The 20,224-nt window shown below is 50.2% G+C and carries 18 protein-coding genes; 13 read left to right on the top strand and 5 right to left on the bottom strand.

Features of this window, described 5'->3' with window-relative positions; all coding sequences use genetic code 11:
- Positions 1 to 100: 100 nt before the first annotated feature.
- The 4 genes from proC to CK797_RS03535 all read right to left on the bottom strand — a co-directional run bounded on the left by proC (position 101) and on the right by CK797_RS03535 (position 5,147).
- The gene (proC, locus tag CK797_RS03550; RefSeq protein WP_104688432.1) at positions 101 to 874 is read right to left on the bottom strand and encodes a pyrroline-5-carboxylate reductase; all 774 of its coding nucleotides are present in this window, start codon (positions 872 to 874) and stop codon (positions 101 to 103) included.
- 27 nt (positions 875 to 901) lie between these two features.
- Entirely contained in the window at positions 902 to 2,146 is a 1,245-nt protein-coding gene (locus CK797_RS03545) for a glutamate-5-semialdehyde dehydrogenase (RefSeq protein WP_104688431.1), read from the bottom strand.
- 28 nt (positions 2,147 to 2,174) lie between these two features.
- Entirely contained in the window at positions 2,175 to 2,963 is a 789-nt protein-coding gene (proB, locus tag CK797_RS03540; protein ID WP_104688430.1) for a glutamate 5-kinase, read from the bottom strand.
- A 243-nt stretch (positions 2,964 to 3,206) separates the two neighbouring features.
- The gene (locus CK797_RS03535) at positions 3,207 to 5,147 is read right to left on the bottom strand and encodes an ATP-binding cassette domain-containing protein (protein ID WP_104688429.1); all 1,941 of its coding nucleotides are present in this window, start codon (positions 5,145 to 5,147) and stop codon (positions 3,207 to 3,209) included.
- Positions 5,148 to 5,384: 237 nt separating this feature from the next.
- Between CK797_RS03535 and CK797_RS03530 the strand changes: the two genes are divergently transcribed.
- The 6 genes from CK797_RS03530 (at position 5,385) to CK797_RS03505 (ending at position 12,312) form a co-directional block, all read left to right on the top strand.
- The gene (locus CK797_RS03530) at positions 5,385 to 6,026 is read left to right on the top strand and encodes a redox-sensing transcriptional repressor Rex (RefSeq protein ID WP_104688428.1); all 642 of its coding nucleotides are present in this window, start codon (positions 5,385 to 5,387) and stop codon (positions 6,024 to 6,026) included.
- A gap of 202 nt (positions 6,027 to 6,228) precedes the next feature.
- Positions 6,229 to 6,513 (top strand): co-chaperone GroES, encoded by a 285-nt coding sequence (gene groES, locus CK797_RS03525; protein ID WP_104688427.1) that lies wholly within the window; start codon positions 6,229 to 6,231, stop codon positions 6,511 to 6,513.
- Between the two features lie 63 nt (positions 6,514 to 6,576).
- The gene (gene groL / locus CK797_RS03520; protein ID WP_104688426.1) at positions 6,577 to 8,208 is read left to right on the top strand and encodes a chaperonin GroEL; all 1,632 of its coding nucleotides are present in this window, start codon (positions 6,577 to 6,579) and stop codon (positions 8,206 to 8,208) included.
- 195 nt (positions 8,209 to 8,403) lie between these two features.
- A complete protein-coding gene (locus CK797_RS03515; protein WP_104688425.1) occupies positions 8,404 to 9,999 on the top strand; it encodes an APC family permease in 1,596 nt (531 codons plus the stop codon).
- 158 nt (positions 10,000 to 10,157) lie between these two features.
- Positions 10,158 to 11,996 (top strand): APC family permease, encoded by a 1,839-nt coding sequence (locus tag CK797_RS03510; RefSeq protein ID WP_104688424.1) that lies wholly within the window; start codon positions 10,158 to 10,160, stop codon positions 11,994 to 11,996.
- Positions 11,997 to 12,051: 55 nt separating this feature from the next.
- On the top strand, positions 12,052 to 12,312 hold the full coding sequence (locus CK797_RS03505; RefSeq protein WP_104688423.1) for a hypothetical protein: 261 nt from the start codon (positions 12,052 to 12,054) through the stop codon (positions 12,310 to 12,312).
- Here the strand turns inward: CK797_RS03505 and CK797_RS03500 are convergent.
- Entirely contained in the window at positions 12,309 to 12,950 is a 642-nt protein-coding gene (locus tag CK797_RS03500) for a YigZ family protein (RefSeq protein ID WP_104688422.1), read from the bottom strand. The genes CK797_RS03505 and CK797_RS03500 overlap by 4 nt on opposite strands.
- Positions 12,951 to 13,012: 62 nt before the next feature.
- On the opposite strand from CK797_RS03500, the gene CK797_RS03495 reads away from it, so the two are divergent.
- From CK797_RS03495 to CK797_RS03465, 7 genes are all read left to right on the top strand, one after another.
- Positions 13,013 to 14,341: a DEAD/DEAH box helicase gene (locus CK797_RS03495; RefSeq protein ID WP_104688421.1), complete on the top strand. Its 1,329-nt coding sequence runs from the start codon at positions 13,013 to 13,015 to the stop codon at positions 14,339 to 14,341.
- Positions 14,338 to 15,015 carry a ComF family protein gene (locus CK797_RS03490; protein WP_104688420.1) on the top strand — a complete coding sequence of 226 codons (678 nt, stop codon included), beginning with the start codon at positions 14,338 to 14,340 and terminating at the stop codon, positions 15,013 to 15,015. The genes CK797_RS03495 and CK797_RS03490 overlap by 4 nt, the downstream gene beginning before the upstream one ends.
- A 133-nt stretch (positions 15,016 to 15,148) precedes the next feature.
- Positions 15,149 to 15,691, top strand: coding sequence for a ribosome hibernation-promoting factor, HPF/YfiA family (gene hpf / locus CK797_RS03485; RefSeq protein WP_104688419.1), 543 nt, complete (start codon positions 15,149 to 15,151; stop codon positions 15,689 to 15,691).
- 203 nt (positions 15,692 to 15,894) lie between these two features.
- Entirely contained in the window at positions 15,895 to 18,258 is a 2,364-nt protein-coding gene (gene secA / locus CK797_RS03480; RefSeq protein WP_104688418.1) for a preprotein translocase subunit SecA, read from the top strand.
- A gap of 97 nt (positions 18,259 to 18,355) precedes the next feature.
- Positions 18,356 to 19,472 (top strand): peptide chain release factor 2 gene (gene prfB / locus CK797_RS03475; protein WP_412458019.1). Its coding sequence is split into 2 segments (ribosomal slippage): positions 18,356 to 18,427 and positions 18,429 to 19,472, totalling 1,116 coding nucleotides; the frame shifts between segments, so codons are not numbered across the junction.
- A 56-nt stretch (positions 19,473 to 19,528) separates the two neighbouring features.
- Positions 19,529 to 19,858 carry a PspC domain-containing protein gene (locus CK797_RS03470; protein ID WP_104688416.1) on the top strand — a complete coding sequence of 110 codons (330 nt, stop codon included), beginning with the start codon at positions 19,529 to 19,531 and terminating at the stop codon, positions 19,856 to 19,858.
- The gene (locus CK797_RS03465) at positions 19,858 to 20,217 is read left to right on the top strand and encodes a phage holin family protein (protein WP_104688415.1); all 360 of its coding nucleotides are present in this window, start codon (positions 19,858 to 19,860) and stop codon (positions 20,215 to 20,217) included. Before CK797_RS03470 ends, CK797_RS03465 begins: the two co-directional genes overlap by 1 nt.
- Positions 20,218 to 20,224 lie beyond the last annotated feature (7 nt).

Below are 20,224 nucleotides of genomic sequence, written 5' to 3'. Positions count from 1 at the left end.
CGAGTAAGATCGATGGAGAGGCCTTTTTTTAGAAAAAAGGAACCTGATTATGGTTGAATTGGGCTATAATCAGGTTCCTTATTAGTAATATGATAATTATTTACTTTTCACCATTGGCCTTATTGACCGCATCAATCACACCAAAGCGGAACCCGTGTTTCTCTAGGGCTTCAACTCCTTTGATCGTTGTGCCGGCTGGGGAGGTCACCTCGTCGCGTAGAGCAGCCGGACTCTTTTCGGTATCGTAAGCGAGGGCGCCGGTTCCCTTGACCATGCTGGCGATCAATTTATAAGCAGTTTGACGGTCAAGACCATGTTTGACTGCAGCGTCGCTCATAGCGTCCATGAAGACGTCGACGAAGGCAGGACCGCAACCACCAACCACGCCCACAATGTCGAGCTTGTCCTCATCAACCATGATGACATCGCCGAGCTGGTTCAGGACATGGGTGACGGCAGTACTGGTTGCTGCACCGTCTCGGGTAGAAAGAGCAAGACCGATCGTACCGGCGTTAACCGCCACGGGTGTGTTGGGAATCATTGTGGCGATGGCGTTATTTGGCAGGACCTCTTGTAGATCATGCTGGCGGACCCCCGCAGCAGCGGAGATGATAATAGTACTGCTTGGCAGGCCGTTGAGTTCCTTGGCCACGGCCAGAGTGATATTGGCAGGGGTAGTCAAGATAACGACGTCCGGTTGGTATGCAATGACCTCACTAGCCGTGGTAAACAGCTTGAAACCGAGCTGTTTGGCAAGCTTGCTGACCCGAGGATTAGTTGGATTGAGTCCGCTGATTTCGTCAACACCACTGTTAACAAGTCCTCTTATGATGGCGCCGCCCATATTGCCGACACCGACAACTGTAATTTTCATATTAATTCCTCCTTGTAGATAAGAACCCTAGTGACGAATCTGACCGTCACCGGTGATTTCGTATTTGATGGTGGTTAGCTGGCCTAATCCCATTGGCCCGCGGGCATGCAGCTTTTGGGTACTAATACCAATTTCAGCGCCAAAGCCGAAGACACCGCCGTCGGTAAAACGAGTTGAGGCGTTGACGTAGACACAGGCGGAGTTGATCCGTTGCTGGAATGACCGGCCCCGCTCAATGCTATCGGTAACAATGACCTCGGAGTGGTGGGTGCTGTGACGATTGATATGTTGGATGGCGTCATCTAAGGAATCAACTACCTTGACGGCCATGATTAAATCATTATATTCGGTATCCCAGTCTGCATCACTGGCTGCTTGTATTTGGGGCACAATGGCCCGGGCTTGATCGTCACCCCGGAGTTGAACACCGTGATCGATCAGGTCCTGAGCAATTGTCGGTAGGTACTTGGCCGCCACATCGCGGTGGATCAGGAGTTTCTCGGCAGCGTTGCAGACGGATGGCCGTTGAACTTTGGCGTTGACGGTGATGCCGGTAGCCATTCTTAGGTTTGCATCCCGGTCGATATAGACGTGACAGTTGCCGGCCCCGGTTTCAATTACAGGGACGGTAGCTGTTTTAACGACCCGCTGAATTAGGCCTTGGCCACCACGGGGGATAAGGACGTCAATATAGTCTGTCAGGTTCATCATCTCCTGGGCGAGCTCATGGCTGGTATCTTCAATTAATTGTACTGCATCGGCCGGCAGTCCCTGTTTCTCCAATGTATTTCGCAGAATATTAGCTAGGGCGGTATTAGTCCGGATGGCTTCCTTGCCACCACGAAGGATAACTGCGTTGCCGCTCTTGAATGTCAGGCCGGTGGCGTCTACGGTAACGTTTGGCCGAGCTTCGAAGATGATGCCGATGACGCCCAGGGGAACTCGCTGTTGCAGAATTTGCAGTCCGTCGGCATTTATCCAGCCCCGGTCGATTCGGGCGGTTGGGTCGGTCAAGTTGGCGATGGTCCGTAGTCCGTTGGCCATGTCAGCAATCCGCTGTTCGTTGACCATCAGCCGGTCGGTGAACTTCTTCGGCATGTTGGTAGCTTGGTTGAGATCGTCCTGGTTAGCAGTAATGACCTCATCCTGGTGGGCTAGTAGGGCGTCAGCCATGGCATTTAGGGCCTGATTTTTCGTGGCGGTGTCGAGTAGGGCCACCTGGCTCTCAGCTGCCTGGGCGCGTTGACCGATCTTAACTAGTGTTTCGTTCATGGTAAATTCCTCCTTACTATATTATTTGTTACTTGCCAAATTGAGTGCCGACTTCTTCACCATTGATGACCTGGAAGATAATCTTCGGGTCGGCACCGTTACAGAGGACCATTCGTTGGTGGGCCTTCATCACGGTGGCAGCGGCGTGAAGCTTGGTGACCATTCCCCCAGTACCGAAACGGGTGCTGGAGCCGCTGGCCGCGGCCGCCAACTCCGGCGTCATCTCGGCTACCCGGCGAATCGGCTGGGCATCAGGGTATTTGTGGGGGTCCTTGTTGTAAAAGGCATCGATGTCGGAGAGAACCACCAGCAAGTCGGCGTGGATCCGGGTGGCGACCAGGGCAGAAAGTTCATCGTTGTCACTGAAGGTAGTGTGGTGGTCCAGCTCGTCAACCGAGACCGGGTCGTTTTCGTTGATGATTGGTACGACGTGGTCTGCCAACAGGGTTGAGATAGTGTTGAGGACGTGCTGCCGACTGACCGGAAAGTGGAGAACGTCCCGGGTCAGGAGGAGCTGGCCGACCTTGGTCTGGTAGTCGAGGAAACGTTGCGAATAGATCCGCATCAGCTCGGTCTGCCCAATGGCAGCTAGGGCCTGCTGCCTGGCGATCTCACGCGGCCGTTCTTTTAAGCCCAGGCTGGCTAGACCGACTCCAATGGCCCCAGACGAGACGAGGACTATCTCGTAGCCTTGATGGTTGAGGGTGGCGAGGGTGAACGCCAGACCATCGATTGCCTGCAAGTTTGTTTGACCATTGGGAAGAATCAAACTGCTGGTTCCAACCTTGACGACGATTCGTTGTTTTTTTACTGCCATAAGGCAAATCCCTCCTTAAAACAAAAGCACGCCTTTAATCGAGACACCCGTTACGGCGTTACCATTCTCGTTTAAAGACGTACTTTACTCTTTTTAATTACTTATTTATATGTTTGTTCAGACTGGCTTGGATTCGGTATGACGACGGAGCTTGCAGCCGATGACCCCGTTCTCTGGACGGACCTACTATGACCATATCCTAATTTAACTTCACCGCGATTTATTTGTCAAGCATGAAGCAACCTAGCCCTGCTGGTCAAACTCTTCCAGCTTCTCGGCGGCCGCGGTCCAGGCCAGTTCAACCTCATCGGCCTTTTCTTTGGCAGTGTCTAATTCCTTCTGCAGGTCGGTTAGCTTACCAATGTCGGTTGCGATTTCTGGCTGACTCATTTTCTCCTGAAGCTGAGTTTGCTGTTCCTCCAACTCACCCATCGTGGCTTCCAGCTTATCCACCTGGCGTTGAAGTTTACGACGGGCTTTTTGCTGCTCCTTACTCTGTTGGTAGGACTGCTTGCCCGTATAAACAGTCGACTTTTGGGATGTAGCAGTGTCAGCCGGTGAAGCGGCGGACTGTTGCTTGGCCTGTTCAGCGAGGAAGTCATCGTAATTCCCCTCATAGTGGGTGATGCCATCCTTATGCATGTCAAGGACATCGGTGGCAACCTGGTTGATAAAGTAACGATCGTGGGAGACGAAGAGGACCGTCCCAGTAAACTCGTTGATGGCATTCTCTAGAACCTCTCGACTATCAATATCGAGGTGGTTAGTTGGCTCATCGAGGATCAAGAAATTAATCGGCTTAAAAGAAAGCTTGGTCAGCTCTAATCGAGCCTTTTCACCACCGGAGAGGTCATGAACCGGCTTGTAGACGTCATCACCGACGAATAGAAAGCTGCCCAGCAGGGAGCGGATGTCTTTTTCGGGAATCTCGGGGTGGTCGTCCCAGACTTCATCGAGAACGGTCTTTTTGGGGTGGAGCTGTTGCTGCTCCTGGTCGTAGTAGCCGATCTCAAGATTAGCCCCAAACTTAGCGGTTCCACTGATCAGTGGAATCTGGTGGAGTAGGGACTTGAGGAGGGTTGACTTCCCAATCCCGTTTGGGCCGATGATTCCGATTCGCTGAGGCTTGCGGACGGTGAAAGAGAGGGGACCGGCTAGAACTTGATCGTCGTAGCCAACTTTGGCGTTCTCAACGTCGAGTACCTCAGTCCCACTGTCCTGATCACTGTGGAAACGGAAGTGGATTGACCGATCATCGGTCTCAGGCCGTTCAAGGCGATCCATTTTTGCCAGCTGCTTGCGCCGTGCCTGCGCTCGCTTGGTGGTTGAAGCTCGAACAATATTGCGATTGACAAAGTCTTCCAGCTTAGCGATCTTCTTTTGCTGCTGGTCATAATGCTTCCACTCGGCCTTAAGCCGCTCCTGCTTATGGGTGACAAACTGAGTGTAGTTACCCGTGTAATGGGTCAGTGTTCGGTTGTCAAGATCGTAGACATCCTTGACAACATGATCGAGAAAGTAGCGGTCATGGGAGACGACCAGCAGGGCACCCCGGTAGCTCTTGAGATAATCCTCCAACCATGCCAGAACGTTCATGTCGAGGTGGTTGGTCGGTTCGTCTAGAATTAGAAGATTTGGTTCCTGAAGGAGGATCTTAGCCAGGGCCAGCTTAGTCTTCTGACCACCGGAGAGAGCATCGACGGGGGTATCGTAGTACTTTTCCCCAAAGCCGAAGCCGTGAAGAATCCCACGCATCCGGGATTCGTATTCAAAGCCGCCCCGTTTTTTGTATTCACCCTGAAGACGGTCGTATTTGTTAAGAACCTGTTGATACTGGTCACCATCCGGGTCTAAACTGGCTAGTTCCTCTTCTAACTGGTGAATTGTTTTTTCCATTTCGTGTAGGGGAGCAAAAACCAGGTCAAGTTCGGCCCAGATATTATTCTGGCTGTCGAGTCCCTGATCCTGGGCCAGGTAACCGATGGTCAGATCCTTGACTTTACTGATTGTTCCCTCGTCTGGCTGGGTAATACCAGCGATCATCTTCAAGAGGGTTGTTTTACCGGCTCCATTGCGACCAACGAGGGCTGTCCGTCCGTGGTCCTGGATCTGAAGATTAATATTGTGAAATAAGACGTCGGCACCGAAGCGGCGCATGACGTCATTAGTTTGTAAAAGTATCATGGATGAAACCTCATTAATATAGTATATTCAATCACTTTCCATTCTAGCAGATTTTGAGAAATTTATAAAAAAAGGGATTTTTATTGTTGACTGGTTCACAATAGGACGGAAAGTTGCTAGAATGAAGTGTAATGTAAATTTCACAAGCATTCAAATTAAAATTGATAATTTGCTCAACTATAAGCGTGAGAGTTAAGGTGGGCAATTGTTTAAAATTATTAAGTAGGAGGAACATATATGCCAAGCAAAAAGATTCCGCGAGCCACAGCCCGTCGTTTACCAATTTATTATCGTTATTTGACGGTGCTGCTAAATGCTAACAAGCAGCGAGTATCGTCCACTGAGCTGTCAGAGGCCGTTCAGGTTGATTCTGCTACCATCCGGCGGGACTTTTCTTATTTTGGTGAACTGGGGAAGCGGGGCTATGGTTACGACGTTGCCAACCTGTTGAAGTTCTTCAAAGGGATCTTGCACCAAGACTCTTTAATCAGCGTGGCTTTAGTTGGGGTTGGTAGCCTGGGGAGCGCCCTTTTAAATTACAACTTCCATCAGGATACTAACCTGCGGATCAGTGCGGCTTTTGATACCAAGCCAGAGTATGCCAATACGGTTAAGAGCGGAATTCCAATTTATCCGGCTGAAGAGATGATAACTCAGCTTAAGGAGCAGCAGATCGACGTGGTCATCCTGACAGTACCAGGATCTAAGGCCCAGAAGGTTGCTGATCAGCTGGTTGAGGCGGGCGTGAAGGGGATTTTAAACTTTACTCCGGTTCGCCTGTCCGTACCTAAGAGCGTTCAGGTCCAAAACATCGACTTGACCAACGAACTGCAGACTCTGATTTACTTTATCAAGAACTATTCTGAAGATAATAAGTGATATCAACGGAGCGGAAATGCTAAGCGTGTTTTCGCTCCGCTTTCGTATTTTAAATACAGCAGGAAAGATAAAATAGTCAAAATTGGTCAAACTTTCTTGTTGCAATTCGGAAAAAAGATGTTATAGTAATAACTGTGGTTAGCACTTAGAAACGTCGAGTGCTAAAATGATAAACTAATTTTAACAAGATGGAGGGATTAACGTGTTAAAACCATTAGGAGATCGCGTTGTTCTTAAAGCTGAAACTGAAGAAGAAAAGACGGTTGGTGGAATTGTCCTTGCTTCCAATGTAAAGGAAAAGCCAACTACTGGAAAGGTTATTGCCGTTGGTGAGGGTCGGACCCTAGACAACGGACAAAAGCTTACTCCAGCTGTTAAGGAAGGTGACCGGGTACTCTTCGATAAGTACGCCGGCAACGAAGTGGAATACAAAGGGGAGAAGTACCTGGTTGTCCACGAAAAGGATTTAGTCGCGGTAATTGACTAGATTCAATCAATAATCGAAATTAAACGTTAAAATCATTACATTAATTTGATGAGGTGACAATAAATGGCAAAGGAAATTAAGTTTTCTGAAGATGCACGGAACGAAATGCTCCACGGTGTTGATAAGTTAGCTAACACGGTTAAGACGACGATGGGTCCTAAGGGCCGCAACGTTGTCCTTGAACAAAGCTATGGCAACCCAACCATTACTAATGATGGTGTTACGATTGCTAAGAGCATTGAACTGGAAAACCACTTTGAAAACATGGGTGCTAAGCTGGTTTCCGAAGTTGCTTCCAAGACCAACGACATCGCTGGTGACGGAACCACAACTGCTACTGTTTTGACCCAAGCAATCGTCAATGCCGGGATGAAGAACGTTACGGCCGGTGCTAACCCAGTTGGTATTCGTCGTGGGATCGACAAGGCAACTCGGGCCGCTGTTGAAGCACTGAAGAAGATGTCACATGATGTTAAGACCAAGGATGACATTGCTCAGATTGCTTCCATTTCTGCGGATAACAAGGAAGTTGGTAAGCTGATCGCCGATGCCATGGAAAAGGTTGGTAACGACGGTGTAATTACCCTGGAAGATTCCCGTGGTGTTGATACCAGCGTTGATGTTGTTGAAGGGATGAGCTTCGATCGCGGTTACATGTCACAATACATGGTAACTGACAACGACAAGATGGAAGCCGACCTCGACAATCCATACATTCTGATCACTGACAAGAAGATCAGCAATATTCAAGACATTCTGCCATTGCTGCAAAATGTTGTTCAAGAAGGCCGGGCCCTCTTGATCATTGCTGATGACATCACTGGTGAAGCTCTGCCGACCCTGGTTCTTAACAAGATCCGTGGTACCTTCAACGTGGTTGCTGTTAAGGCCCCTGGCTTTGGTGACCGTCGTAAGGCTCAACTTCAAGATATTGCCGTATTGACCGGTGGTACTGTTATTTCTGATGACCTGGGTATGAACCTGAAGGACGCTACGGTTGAACAACTTGGCCAAGCCAACAAGGTTACGGTTACTAAGGATGCCACGACCATCGTTGACGGCGGTGGTGCCAAGGAAGCTATTGCTGAACGGGTTGACCAAATCAAGCAGGCTATCTCTAAGGCAACTTCTGACTTCGACAAGGAGAAGCTTCAAGAACGTCTGGCAAAGCTTTCCGGCGGTGTTGCCGTTGTTCGGGTTGGTGCTGCTACCGAAACTGAAATGAAGGAAAAGAAGTACCGTATTGAGGATGCCCTGAACGCTACCCGGGCCGCTGTTCAAGAAGGATTCGTACCTGGTGGTGGTACGGCATTGATCAATGTTCTGCCTGCTCTGGACAAGGTTGAAGCCGACGGCGATGAAGCAACTGGTGTCAACATCGTCAAGGATGCCTTGGAAGCACCTGTTCGTCAGATCGCTGAAAATGCTGGTGTAGAAGGCTCTGTCATTGTTAACCAACTGAAGAGCGAAAAACCAGGTATTGGCTACAACGCTGCTGACGGCAAGTTTGAAGACATGGTTAAGGCCGGGATTGTTGACCCAACCAAGGTTACCCGTTCTGCCCTGCAAAATGCTGCCTCAGTATCAGCACTTCTGCTCACCACTGAAGCCGTTGTTGCTGATAAGCCAGATGACAGCAAGAACAATGCCCCAGCTGCTCCACAAGGCGGCGCTGGCATGGGCGGCATGATGTAATCTGTCCCCCTAATCAAGTTGAATAGTTAAAATTAAATAACCGGTTGAGGATGATTCTTCAACCGGTTATTTTTATTTCCCGGGAAATATTTACCCAATGTAAAATTTTTGAGGACCGCGTTGAGACGGCTTTGTGGTAAAGTAGAACATGCACTAATGTTTAAGAAAAAGTAAACCTTGGCAGAGGGAGTCATGATGAAAAAACTAAAAGTACAAAAAATAAGTCTCTTTTCAGGGATCATGCTGGCCCTGAATTCTTTGATTGGGTCTGGCTGGCTTTTTGGGGCCGGAACCGCCGCTAGGGTCGCTGGACCGGCCGCTATTATTTCCTGGATTCTTGGGGCGGTGATCATTATCAGTATCGCCCTGACCTACGTCGAATTGGGGGCGATGTTTCCCGAAAGCGGTGGAATGAGCCGGTATGCTCAGTATAGTCATGGTCAGCTCCTTGGTTTCATTGCCGCCTGGGCCAACTGGATCTCCTTGATTACCTTGGTCCCAATGGAGGCGGTGGCCTCAGTTCAATATATGAGCTCCTGGCCCTGGTCATGGGCTAACTGGACTCATCATTTTATGCATGATGGCAACATAACCGCCAACGGTATGTGGGTGGTAATCCTTTTTATGCTGGCTTTCACCCTGATCAATTTCTGGTCGGTTAAGTTAATGACCCGGTTCACCAATTTGATTTCAGTATTTAAAATTGCTTTGCCGACGTTGACCATCCTGATGCTGATTATCTCTGGCTTTCATCCAGCTAATTTCGGTCACAGTGTTGGTACCTTCATGCCATATGGGAGTCGGTCGATCTTTGAGGCTGCGGCGGTATCTGGTATTATCATGTCCTACGATGCATTTCAAACAATTATCAACATGGGCGGCGAGATGGTGAACCCCCATAAGAATATTGTTCGTGGGGTCCTGATTTCGATGATCATTACCGCGGTGATCTATATCATGCTTCAAGTGGCCTTTATCGGAGCAATTAATCCGGCGATGCTGGCTAAGGACGGTTGGCACGGGATTAATTTCACATCACCATTTGCCGACATTGCCATCTTGCTCGGTATGAATTGGCTGGCAATTCTTCTCTATATGGACGCCTTTGTTTCGCCATTTGGAACCGGGGTGGCCTTCGTGGCGACGGCTTCCCGGGCCCTGGCGGCAATGACCCACACTAGGCATTTGCCCCAATGGTTGGGACGCTTAGCCCGGCGCTACATGATCCCGCGCTTTGCTATGGTGACCGACTTTATCCTGGCTGTTATTTTGGTTAATACCTTCCGGAACTGGAGCCTGTTGGCGACGGTTATTACCGGGTCAACCCTAATTGCCTACCTAACTGGACCGGTGACTGTGATGGCTCTGCGTAAGATGCGGCCGGACCTGAAGCGGCCTTTTGCCCCGGCCTATATGACTTGGCTGGCCCCGGTGGCCTTTGTTTTGGCTAGTCTGGCAATTTATTGGACAATGTGGCCGACGACGATTCAAGTTATCCTGGTGATTGCCCTGGGACTGCCAATCTACCTTTATTATGAGGCCCGGTATCATCACACCGCCTGGGGAGTACAGTTAAGGAGCAGTGCCTGGCTGTTATGTTACCTGGTCTTCATCTCAATCATGTCCTACGTGGGCAGTGAGGGATTCGGCGGTCAAAACTGGGTCAAGTACCCATGGGACTTTGTCGTCATCATCATCGCTTCCCTGTTTTTCTATTGGTGGGGGACGTGCAGCCACCTGCCAGCAATCGACCCCGGTGCTGAAGAGGTTAATCGGCGGGTCAAACTCTAGGAATGATTTGTTTCAATCAGCTAAAAAAGTTCCAAAATGCTTGTTGCAAACGATGGGAATAAATTATAATATTATCCAGTTATCTAAATTAAAGTGATAATTAAATTAATGGAGCCAATTTACTGACCCAAATAAATATCAATTGGGAGGGGAGAGACATGTGGCGTTATCTTAAACGCGTGTTGATTGGAAAACCATTAAAGACCCTTGATGAAGGGCAGACCCATTTGACAAAGTTTAAAGCCTTGGCAATGCTGTCGTCAGATGCTATTTCGTCAGTTGCCTATGGTCCAGAGCAGATCACTACGGTGCTGGTTACTTTGTCTGCGGCAGCAATCTGGTACTCAATCCCGATTGCGGCGATTGTTCTGATCTTATTGCTGGCGATCACACTGTCCTATCAACAGATTATCCATGCTTACCCGAGCGGTGGGGGTGCCTATGTGGTAGCTACCCGGAACTGGGGAAGCAACGGGGGCCTGTTCGCTGGGGGGTCGCTCTTGGTCGACTATATGTTGACCGTGGCGGTTTCCACAACCTCTGGGACCGAGGCAATTACTTCAGCAATCCCGGCTCTTTATCATTACTCGGTGCCAATCTCGATCATTATCGTCCTCTTGATCATGTTCATGAACCTGCGGGGGATGAGTGAGAGTGCCAACTTCTTGACCGTCCCGGTCTATTTCTTCGTCTTAATGACGATGGTCATGATTATCTGGGGTGGCTATAACATCATTACCGGCCAGATTCACTACCACGCGGTTGCCGACTATGGGACCCCGGTGGCGGGAATGTCATTTGTCCTGTTCATTCGGGCATTCTCGGCTGGTTCGTCCTCGCTGACTGGGGTAGAAGCCGTAAGTAATGCGGTTCCTAACTTCAACAAGCCTAAGGAAAAAAATGCGGCAACAACCCTGGCGATTATGAGTGCCATCCTGGCATTCTTCTTCATTGCCATCATCTTCTTCAGCTTCTACCTGGGGGTCGTACCGAACTCCCGGACAACGATCATGTCACAGATGGCGGCGCAGATCTTCGGTGGTCATGGCCTTGGCTTCTACCTGTTACAGTTGTCAACAGCCATGATTCTGGCGGTTGCTGCCAACACTGGTTTTTCAGCATTCCCAATCCTAGCCTTCAACATGGCCAAGGATAAGTATATGCCGCACGCCTTCATGGACCGGGGAGACCGGCTGGGTTACTCCAACGGGATCATCGCTCTGGCGGTAGGGGCAATCATCCTGATTTTGATCTTCCACGGGCAGACCAATATGCTGATCCCCCTGTACGCGGTTGGGGTCTTCGTACCATTTACCCTGTCCCAGTCTGGAATGATTATTCACTGGTTCCGTGAACGCCAAGGCTGGTGGGTTGGCAAGGCTTGCATTAACTTTGTTGGGGCCTTAATTTCACTCATCTTGGTTGTTTGTCTCTTCTGGCAGCACTTCGGTAATGTTTGGCCGTACCTGATCATCATGCCGCTTCTGCTCTACATGTTCCATGCTGTCCACTCCCACTACGTCAAGGTGGCAGCTCAACTGCGGGTGGCAGAAAAGACTAAGGTTCAGCTCCACGACTACGATGGCTCCACGGTCATTGTCCTAGTTGGTAACGTAACCCGGGTGACCCGGGGGGCTATCAACTATGCCCGTTCGATCGGTGATTACGTCATTGCAATGCACGTGTCGTTCGATGAGAACCCTGGTAAGGAGCACAAGACAGCCAACGAGTTCAAGGCGGAGTACCCGGATGTCCGCTTCGTAGATATCCACTCTTCCTACCGGTCAATTGCCAAACCAACCCTTCGTTTCGTTGATGTAATTGCCAAACGGGCTGAGGCGCGGAACTATTCGACTACCGTCCTGGTTCCTCAGTTTATTCCGAAGCACCCGTGGCAGTTGGCACTGCATAACCAGACCAGTGTCCGTCTGCGGGCCGTTCTGAACTCCCGTGAGAACATCATCGTAGCTAGTTATAACTATCACCTACATGAATAAAAAAGCAACGGTGTCCGGATTTGTCGGACACCGTTTTCGCTAGTAAGGAGTATTTATGGATAAGAAACAGCTGTTTTTCGGCCTGCTCTTTGCACTGGGCCTCTTCTTCACTGCTAGTTACTCCATTGACAACCGGGGGTTTCACTCGGGAGTTTATGGGGTTATCGGCTGTCTGTTGATGTTAGTTGCTTATTGCGGCTTTAACTGGGTTAAACTAAAAGCCCATGACCACCACACGCGGGTGATCCTGGGCTGGTTGGCTGCAATACTAGCTGTGATCGTTGTTTTGGATATTGCGGAAGCCATTTTGGCCTAAGCCGGTTGATAGGGTACCTCGTGTTTACGGGGCTGGCCCTTTTTTATTTGGAGTTGACCGTTGAAATAGTTGGTAAGCTGGTTGATTAGGTCGTCGCAGTCTACTTGATTGACGAAGACGGTGACCGTCACATTGACCCCGTATGTCTCGTTAGCCAGCTCAATCTGGTGCTCTTTGAGAAAGAAGCGGAGGCGGTCATGCTGGGCGTAACTGATGGTAATATCAACTGCTGTCTGCATAACGCGTTGGACGAGACCAGCCTGGTGAATAGCGTTGGTGGTGACGTTGCTATATGCCCGGATTAGTCCGCCTGCACCGAGCTTGATACCACCGAAGTACCGGGTCACCACAGCGACAACGTTATGGAGCTTAGCCAGCTGGAGGGACTCTAGGATCGGTATTCCGGCCGTTCCGCTGGGTTCGCCGTTGTCGCTTTCCCGCTGGACCTGGTCGGATTCACCGATCATGTATGCAAAACAGTTGTGAGTAGCCTTGCGGTTGGCCGTCTGGATACGTTCGATGAAGGACTGGGCATCCGCCTCGTTCTCTATTCGACCGAGCGAGCAGATAAAGCGGGACTTCTTAATGACCATCGTGAAGCTGGTGTTTTTAGCGATGGTAATGAATGGTTCTGACATATGAAAACTTCTTTCGTGATTTTTACTAAATTCTCCGTACTTACTAAGTAGGGGGGATGACGATGAACTTAGACGAGTATTATGGCCGACGGGTTCTGGTCGACCAGCCACAGTGGCAGGAGACCATCCCACCTACATCGGTTGAGGTCATGCCCACAATGGAACTGCACGGCCAACGGGTACGTTGTCTGCGTTGTGGTCATGAGACAAATCGACGACTGGCTGCTCTGCCTAACGATGAGTTCTACTGTCCGCATTGTATTAACTTAGGTCGAGTCTCGACGTTAAATAAATTTTATCATGTTCCCGAGCCAAATCAATTCACTGTACAGCGGCCGGTGCTGACCTGGACGGGACAATTATCGCCATTGCAGGAAGAGGCCGCTGTCAAGGTTGATCAGGGGTTGGCTGCCCGGTGGTACCAGCTTTTGTGGGCGGTAACTGGAGCTGGGAAGACCGAGATGATGTTTTACGGAATCGCCCATGCCCTGGAACGCGGCGAACGATTGGCGGTGGCCTCGCCCCGGGTGGACGTCTGCTTAGAATTGTATCCTCGACTTGAGGCAGCATTTCAGAATACAACGATGGTCCTGCTGCACGGCCGTCAGGAGCTGCCCTATCGTTATGCCCAGCTGACGGTCTGCACAACCCACCAGCTGCTCCGTTTCTACCATGCTTTCGATAACCTGATCATCGATGAGGTGGATGCCTTTCCCTTTGCTGCTAACGACGCTTTGCTATATGCCAGTCAACAGGCGATTAAGGAGGACGGGGGATGTTTATACCTGACCGCAACCCCAGGCCCGGTCCTTTTGCGGCGGGTAAAGCGGGGAGAATTGACGGTGAGCTACCTGCCGCTTCGCTATCACGGCCACTTGCTGCCACGGATCAACCTGCAGCTGGCCCCGGGGTGGCGACGTGGCCTTCGGCGGGGACACTTACCGACTAGCCTGGTTGCCCGCCTGCGCCGGTCGTTGGCTGATGGTTACCGATTCCTACTATTTTTGCCACATGTAGCGGACCTGGCAGCGGTTGAGCCCCTTTTACGTGAGACCCTGCCAGGATGTTCCTTTGCCACGGTGCATGCGACGGATCGGCACCGGCTGGCTAAGGTCCAGGCGATGCGGGATGGTAAATACGATTTCCTGGTAACCACTACCATTATGGAACGGGGCGTTACCTTTCCGGAGATTGATGTTTTTGTCTTGGGAGCCGATGAACCAATCTTCTCTTCGTCGGCTCTGGTGCAGATCGCCGGTCGTGCTGGTCGTGCGGTCAGTCGGCCAACGGGAACGGTCTGTTTTTGGATTGCGACTCAGTGCCGACGAGTGCGGTCGGCGGTACGCCAGGTGGATTTCATGAATCGTAAGGGCCGGAGCTTACAGCAATGAATTGCTTGCTCTGCAATGCCCACTTGCCGGTTCGGTTGAAGATACGTGACTTAGTCATGCTACGTCCGCTGGCCCAGCCCACGCTTTGTGAGCAATGTCGGGCGCGCTTTATTCAGATCGATCCCACCCATGCCTGTCCCGGCTGCAGTCGGCCGCAAGAACATACCCGCTTGTGCCCGGAGTGTACGGCTTGGCAGCACCAGTATGGTTGGCATCTTCATCATCAGGCCCTTTACACCTACAATGATGCCATGAAGGAGTATGTGCACTGTTATAAGTTTGCGGGTGACTATCGATTGCGGGTCGTCTTTCAGTCGGTACTAGAGGCACGAATACGTAGGATAGCAGCAGACGTGGTGGTGCCTATTCCAGTAACGCGGACGACAATGGCTACTCGGGGATTCAATCAGGTTCTGGGAATGTTAGGGGGAGTTGTCGTGACCCCGGCCCTGCGGCACTGCGCCACTGACAAGGTTGCCCAATCCCACAAGACTCGTCAGGAACGCCTACAGACTCCACAGCCCTTTGAACTGGTTGATCCCATGATGGTGCGTGGGAAACGGGTCCTATTGGTAGATGATATCTATACGACGGGTCGGACACTTTACCACGCAGCAGACCTTCTTAAAGCGGCGCAATGCTGTGAATTGACAAGCCTTTCCCTGGCACGTTAAATAATTTTAAAGGTTGATGAAAACGGTTTGTTTATTGACCGGAACTACACTATAATAATCTATAGGATATGAGAAGAGTGGTCCTTCTGATATCAGATCAAGCATATGCTTGGACTGAAAGGAGAGATGTTTGATGTTAAAGTTCAATATTCGTGGTGAAAACGTTGAAGTCACTGACTCAATTCGTGACTATGTAGTAAAGCGGATTAGTAAGCTTCAAAAGTTCTTTGAGGACAATGTTGAAGCAACCGCCCACGTGAACTTGAAGGTTTATCCAAACCGGACTTACAAGGTCGAAGTAACCATTCCGCTTCCGTACTTGACGCTGCGGGCCGAAGAGACCTCAAATGATATGTACGGTAGTGTTGACCTGGTAACTGATAAGCTTGAACGTCAAATTCGGAAGTACAAGACCAAGATCAACCGGAAGTCACGTGAAAAGGGCTTCAAGAACTTAGAATTCGTTCCGAGTGATGACGATTCAGCAAACAACGACGACTTAAAGATCGTACGGACAAAGCAGGTTTCCTTGAAGCCAATGGATCCTGAAGAGGCGGTCTTACAAATGGATATGTTAGGGCATGACTTCTTTGTCTTCCAGGATGCTGAAACTAACGGAACGAGCATCGTCTACCGTCGTCGTGACAATCGCTACGGCCTGATTGAAGCTGAATAATAAACAATAAAATATCTTTTGTAAGGACTATGGCAATACTGATTGCGATGGCCCTTTTTGTTTGGTGAATCCCCGGGTTGCTTTAGGTTTCAAAGCGGGGTGGAAAGTGGTAAAATACTTAAGTTAGAATAAAATATAATTGGCTTGAGTAGCACTTTTTAATGGATTTTAGCTCGAGCTAGTAAATTAGGAAGGACGCTTTTATGGCCAACATTTTAAAAAAATGGATCGAAAGTGATCGTCGTGAGTTACGGCGAATTAACAAGATCGCAGATAAAGTTGACGGTTATGCTAAAAAAATGGCTGCAATGACTGACGAACAGCTACAGGCAAAAACGCCAGAGTTCCGCCAGCGCTACCAAAATGGCGAATCACTGGACGACATGCTGCCAGAGGCGTTTGCTGTTGCCCGTGAAGGAGCTAAACGGGTACTGGGTCTGTACCCATTCCACGTTCAGGTTATGGGGGGCATTGTACTCCATGAAGGAAATATCGCCGAGATGAAGACTGGTGAGGGGAAGACCCTGACCGCAACGATGCCGGTATACCTCAATGCCCTATCTGGCAAGGGGGTTCACGTTATAACGGTTAACGAGTACCTTTCCAAGCGTGATGCCACCGAGATGGGACAGCTTTACAACTGGCTGGGTTGCAGTGTCGGCATCAATAACTCTGAGATGAGCCCCGACCAGAAGCGGGAAGCTTACAAGGCCGATATCATGTACTCTACCAACAGTGAAATTGGTTTCGACTACCTGCGTGATAATATGGCGGTTTACAAGGAGGACCAGGTGCAGCGTGGCCTGAACTATGCCATTGTCGACGAGGTGGACTCGATCCTGATCGATGAGGCCCGGACGCCGCTGATCATTTCCGGACCAGGGACGGGGACCTCCAAGCTCTATAAGCAAACGGACCGGTTCGTCAAGCAGTTGAAGAATGAGGTTGATTACAAGGTCGACCTGGAGTCCAAGACAGTGTCTTTGACGGATACCGGGATTCAAAAGGCGGAAAAGTACTTCAACCTGAAGAACCTTTACGACCCAGAGAACACCCCACTGACCCACCACCTAGACCAGGCGTTGCGGGCCAACTACATCATGCACCTGGACAAGGACTACGTGGTTTCTGATGGCGAGGTCCTGATCGTCGACTCATTCACCGGACGGGTGATGCAGGGACGGCGATTCTCCGATGGCCTTCACCAGGCAATTGAGGCCAAGGAAGGCGTCGAGATTCAAGAAGAAAACAAGACGATGGCCAATATTACCTACCAGAATCTGTTCCGGATGTATAACAAACTGGCCGGGATGACCGGGACTGCAAAGACGGAGCAGGAAGAATTCCGAGAGATCTACAACATGGAAACAATTTCGATCCCAACGAATAAACCGGTTATTCGAAAGGATGAACCAGACTTGCTCTACCCAACCCTGCAAAGCAAATTTGCGGCGGTCGTTAAGCGGATTAAGAAACTCCACGAGAAGGGGCAGCCGATCCTGGTCGGGACCGTGGCGGTTGAAACTTCCGAGTACTTGTCTCATTTGCTGGATCAAGAACATATTCCGCATGTGGTTTTAAATGCCAAGAACCACGCTAAAGAGGCTGACATTATCAAGAATGCCGGTCAGAAAGGTGCCGTAACGATTGCCACCAACATGGCTGGACGGGGAACTGATATTAAGCTTGGCCCCGGTGTTCGAGAACTTGGCGGTCTGGCCGTGATTGGGACCGAACGGCACGAGTCGCGGCGGATTGATAACCAGTTGCGTGGTCGTTCTGGCCGGCAGGGAGATCCTGGATTGTCCCAGTTCTACCTGTCCTTAGAGGATGACCTGATGAAGCGGTTCGGTGGTGACCGGATCAAGAACTTCCTGCAACGGATGAAGGTTGACGACGACGATGCTGTTATTAAGAGTCGGTTCCTGACCCGTCAGGTTGAATCAGCCCAGAAGCGGGTTGAAGGGAATAACTACGACTCTCGGAAGAACGTTCTCCAGTACGATGACGTGATGCGTGAGCAGCGTGAGATTATCTACAAGGAACGGCAGCAGATTATCACTGAGGATAAGTCGCTGAAGTGGGTTCTGATGCCGATCTTCAAGCGGACTATCCAGCGCGAGGTTGAACAGCATACCCTAGGTGACAAGAAGGATTGGGACCTGAAGGGAATCGTTGACTTTGCTGAGGAGGTTCTGGTCAAGCCGGATACGGTTAAGGTTGCCGACCTCAAGGGCAAGAGCAAGGACGAGATGGTTGACTATCTGATGTCTTTCGCTCAGGGCGTTTACAAGGATAAGCAGCGTCAGCTCTATGACCCGGCCCAGATGTTGGAATTCGAAAAGGTCGTCCTTTTGCGGGTAGTTGACTCCCACTGGACGGATCACATTGATGTGATGGACCAGTTCCGGCAGTCAGTTGGTCTGCGGGGATATGGTCAATTGAACCCGCTGGTTGAATACCAGACGGCCGGTTACCATATGTTCGAGCAGATGATCGCCGATATTGAGTATGAGACAACCCGGCTCTTTATGAAGTCTGAGATTCGGCAGAATGTGACCCGATAAAAATAGATCTAACGATTGCTACTAGTTTGTAAGGTACGGCAGTAAGGTAACCCATGACGGTACCCCCTGCCGTATATTTATATATGGAGGTACGATTGTGGAATTAAGTGAAGCTAAGAAACAAGTAGAAGCAATGCAACAAGAAGTTGCCCGCTTCGGGAGGTCTCTTTGACCTTGATGCACTAGACGAGAGCATTGCAGAAAATGAACAGAAGATGGCCCAGCCTGATTTCTGGAACGATAATGAGGCCGCTCAGCGGGTTATCAACGACAACAACGCATTGAAGGAGAAGCGTGACACCTTTGTTCAGCTGCGTGACCAGATTGCCAACTTGATGACGACAATCGAGCTATTGTCGATGGGGCCTGATCCCGACTTGCAACAGGAACTTGACAGCTCCTTTGAAAAGACCAAGAAGGCCCTGGACCAATACCGGCTCAATCAGCTACTCGATGGTGAATACGATGCCAAGAATGCCATCCTAGAAATTCACCCTGGGGCTGGGGGGACTGAGGCCCAAGACTGGGGATCAATGCTCTTGCGGATGTACGTCCGCTGGGGTGAGCAGCATGGCTTCAAGGTCGAGACCGCCAGCTATGAAGCTGGTGATGCGGCCGGGATCAAGAGTGTTACCCTTCTGATCAAAGGTCATAACGCCTTTGGCTACCTTCGCAGTGAGAAGGGAGTTCACCGTTTGGTGCGGATCTCGCCGTTTGACGCGGCTGGCCGGCGTCACACCTCCTTTGCCTCAGTCGACGTAATGCCGGAGCTTGATGAGAGTGTCCATATCGACATCGACCCATCTGACTTGCGGGTTGACACCTTCCGGTCGAGCGGAGCTGGTGGTCAGCACATCAACAAGACGGAATCGGCTGTCCGGATTACCCACCTGCCGACTGGGATTGTCACCTCGTCGCAGGCAGAACGTTCCCAGCTGCAGAACCGGGTAACTGCGATGAATATGCTGAAGTCTAAGCTTTATGAATTGGAAGAAGAGAAGAAGGCCAAGAAGCGGGCCGAGATCGAGGGTGAACAGTTGGAAATCGGCTGGGGCTCCCAAATCCGCTCCTACGTCTTTCATCCCTACACCCTGGTTAAGGATAACCGGAGCGGTTACGAAACCCACAACGGGCAGGCCGTGATGGATGGAGACCTTGATCCCTTCATCAACGCCTACCTGCAGTGGAAACTCAGTCAGAAGAATCCGCAATAATGGAGATTGCGGTTACAGCAGAAAGCAAGTAAGATTAACTTAAAGGAGTGGTGCAAATGCGTGAAAGTCGTCATCGTCGTTTGACCCGGTCAGCTTCCGACCGGATCATCGGTGGGGTCTTTGGGGGCTTTGGTCAGTATCTTCACATTTCGGCTAACCTCCTACGGATTATCTATGTTATCTTGACCATTATGACTGCAATTGTGCCGGGTGTGATCATCTACCTAATCCTACTGATTATCATGCCACCGGATCCTAGCAAGCCGGGAATCCTAGGGATGTTGCATGCCCTAAACGATTTGGGCAAGCAGGCGGATCATTCTCAGACCCGGCGTCAGCTGACAGACGTGGAAGAAAAGGACATTAAAAGAAATGAGCGATCATAATGGGATTTTGGAAAAAAGTACTGATTGACACGATCTTGTTTATTGCCCTGGCGGGACTCTTTGCGGGTACGGGGATGTTCTACATTAGTAGTGCCTGGATGGCGCTTCTGGCCAGCTTTGTGTTAGCAATTCTCAACGTCCTGGTTAAGCCCATCCTGGTGATCCTGTCGCTACCGATCAATATTTTGACGTTGGGGCTATTTAGTATTGTGATTAACGGAGTAATGCTTGAGCTGACCTCCTTATTTGTTGGGTCAGGATCTTTTAGCTTCTCTTCGTTCTGGAGTGCGTTGCTAATTGCCATTATTATGTCGATCTGCAACACCCTGATCACTGATCACCAAGAAAACAGTTATTAATAAAGGA

The organism is Limosilactobacillus pontis, assembly GCF_002940945.1.
Lineage (GTDB): Bacteria > Bacillota > Bacilli > Lactobacillales > Lactobacillaceae > Limosilactobacillus > Limosilactobacillus pontis_A.
This window is presented reverse-complemented; position numbering and strand designations above follow the sequence as displayed.

Excerpts from the sequence above, each read along its gene's own strand:
- proC (WP_104688432.1), bottom strand. The coding sequence starts at position 874 with ATGAAAATTACAGTTGTCGGTGTCGGCAATATGGGCGGCGCCATCATA.
- CK797_RS03545 (WP_104688431.1), bottom strand. The coding sequence starts at position 2,146 with ATGAACGAAACACTAGTTAAGATCGGTCAACGCGCCCAGGCAGCTGAG.
- proB (WP_104688430.1), bottom strand. The coding sequence starts at position 2,963 with ATGGCAGTAAAAAAACAACGAATCGTCGTCAAGGTTGGAACCAGCAGT.
- CK797_RS03535 (WP_104688429.1), bottom strand. The coding sequence starts at position 5,147 with ATGATACTTTTACAAACTAATGACGTCATGCGCCGCTTCGGTGCCGAC.
- CK797_RS03530 (WP_104688428.1), top strand. The coding sequence starts at position 5,385 with ATGCCAAGCAAAAAGATTCCGCGAGCCACAGCCCGTCGTTTACCAATT.
- groL (WP_104688426.1), top strand. The coding sequence starts at position 6,577 with ATGGCAAAGGAAATTAAGTTTTCTGAAGATGCACGGAACGAAATGCTC.
- CK797_RS03515 (WP_104688425.1), top strand. The coding sequence starts at position 8,404 with ATGAAAAAACTAAAAGTACAAAAAATAAGTCTCTTTTCAGGGATCATG.
- CK797_RS03510 (WP_104688424.1), top strand. The coding sequence starts at position 10,158 with ATGTGGCGTTATCTTAAACGCGTGTTGATTGGAAAACCATTAAAGACC.
- CK797_RS03505 (WP_104688423.1), top strand. The coding sequence starts at position 12,052 with ATGGATAAGAAACAGCTGTTTTTCGGCCTGCTCTTTGCACTGGGCCTC.
- CK797_RS03500 (WP_104688422.1), bottom strand. The coding sequence starts at position 12,950 with ATGTCAGAACCATTCATTACCATCGCTAAAAACACCAGCTTCACGATG.
- CK797_RS03495 (WP_104688421.1), top strand. The coding sequence starts at position 13,013 with ATGAACTTAGACGAGTATTATGGCCGACGGGTTCTGGTCGACCAGCCA.
- CK797_RS03490 (WP_104688420.1), top strand. The coding sequence starts at position 14,338 with ATGAATTGCTTGCTCTGCAATGCCCACTTGCCGGTTCGGTTGAAGATA.
- hpf (WP_104688419.1), top strand. The coding sequence starts at position 15,149 with ATGTTAAAGTTCAATATTCGTGGTGAAAACGTTGAAGTCACTGACTCA.
- secA (WP_104688418.1), top strand. The coding sequence starts at position 15,895 with ATGGCCAACATTTTAAAAAAATGGATCGAAAGTGATCGTCGTGAGTTA.
- CK797_RS03470 (WP_104688416.1), top strand. The coding sequence starts at position 19,529 with ATGCGTGAAAGTCGTCATCGTCGTTTGACCCGGTCAGCTTCCGACCGG.
- CK797_RS03465 (WP_104688415.1), top strand. The coding sequence starts at position 19,858 with ATGGGATTTTGGAAAAAAGTACTGATTGACACGATCTTGTTTATTGCC.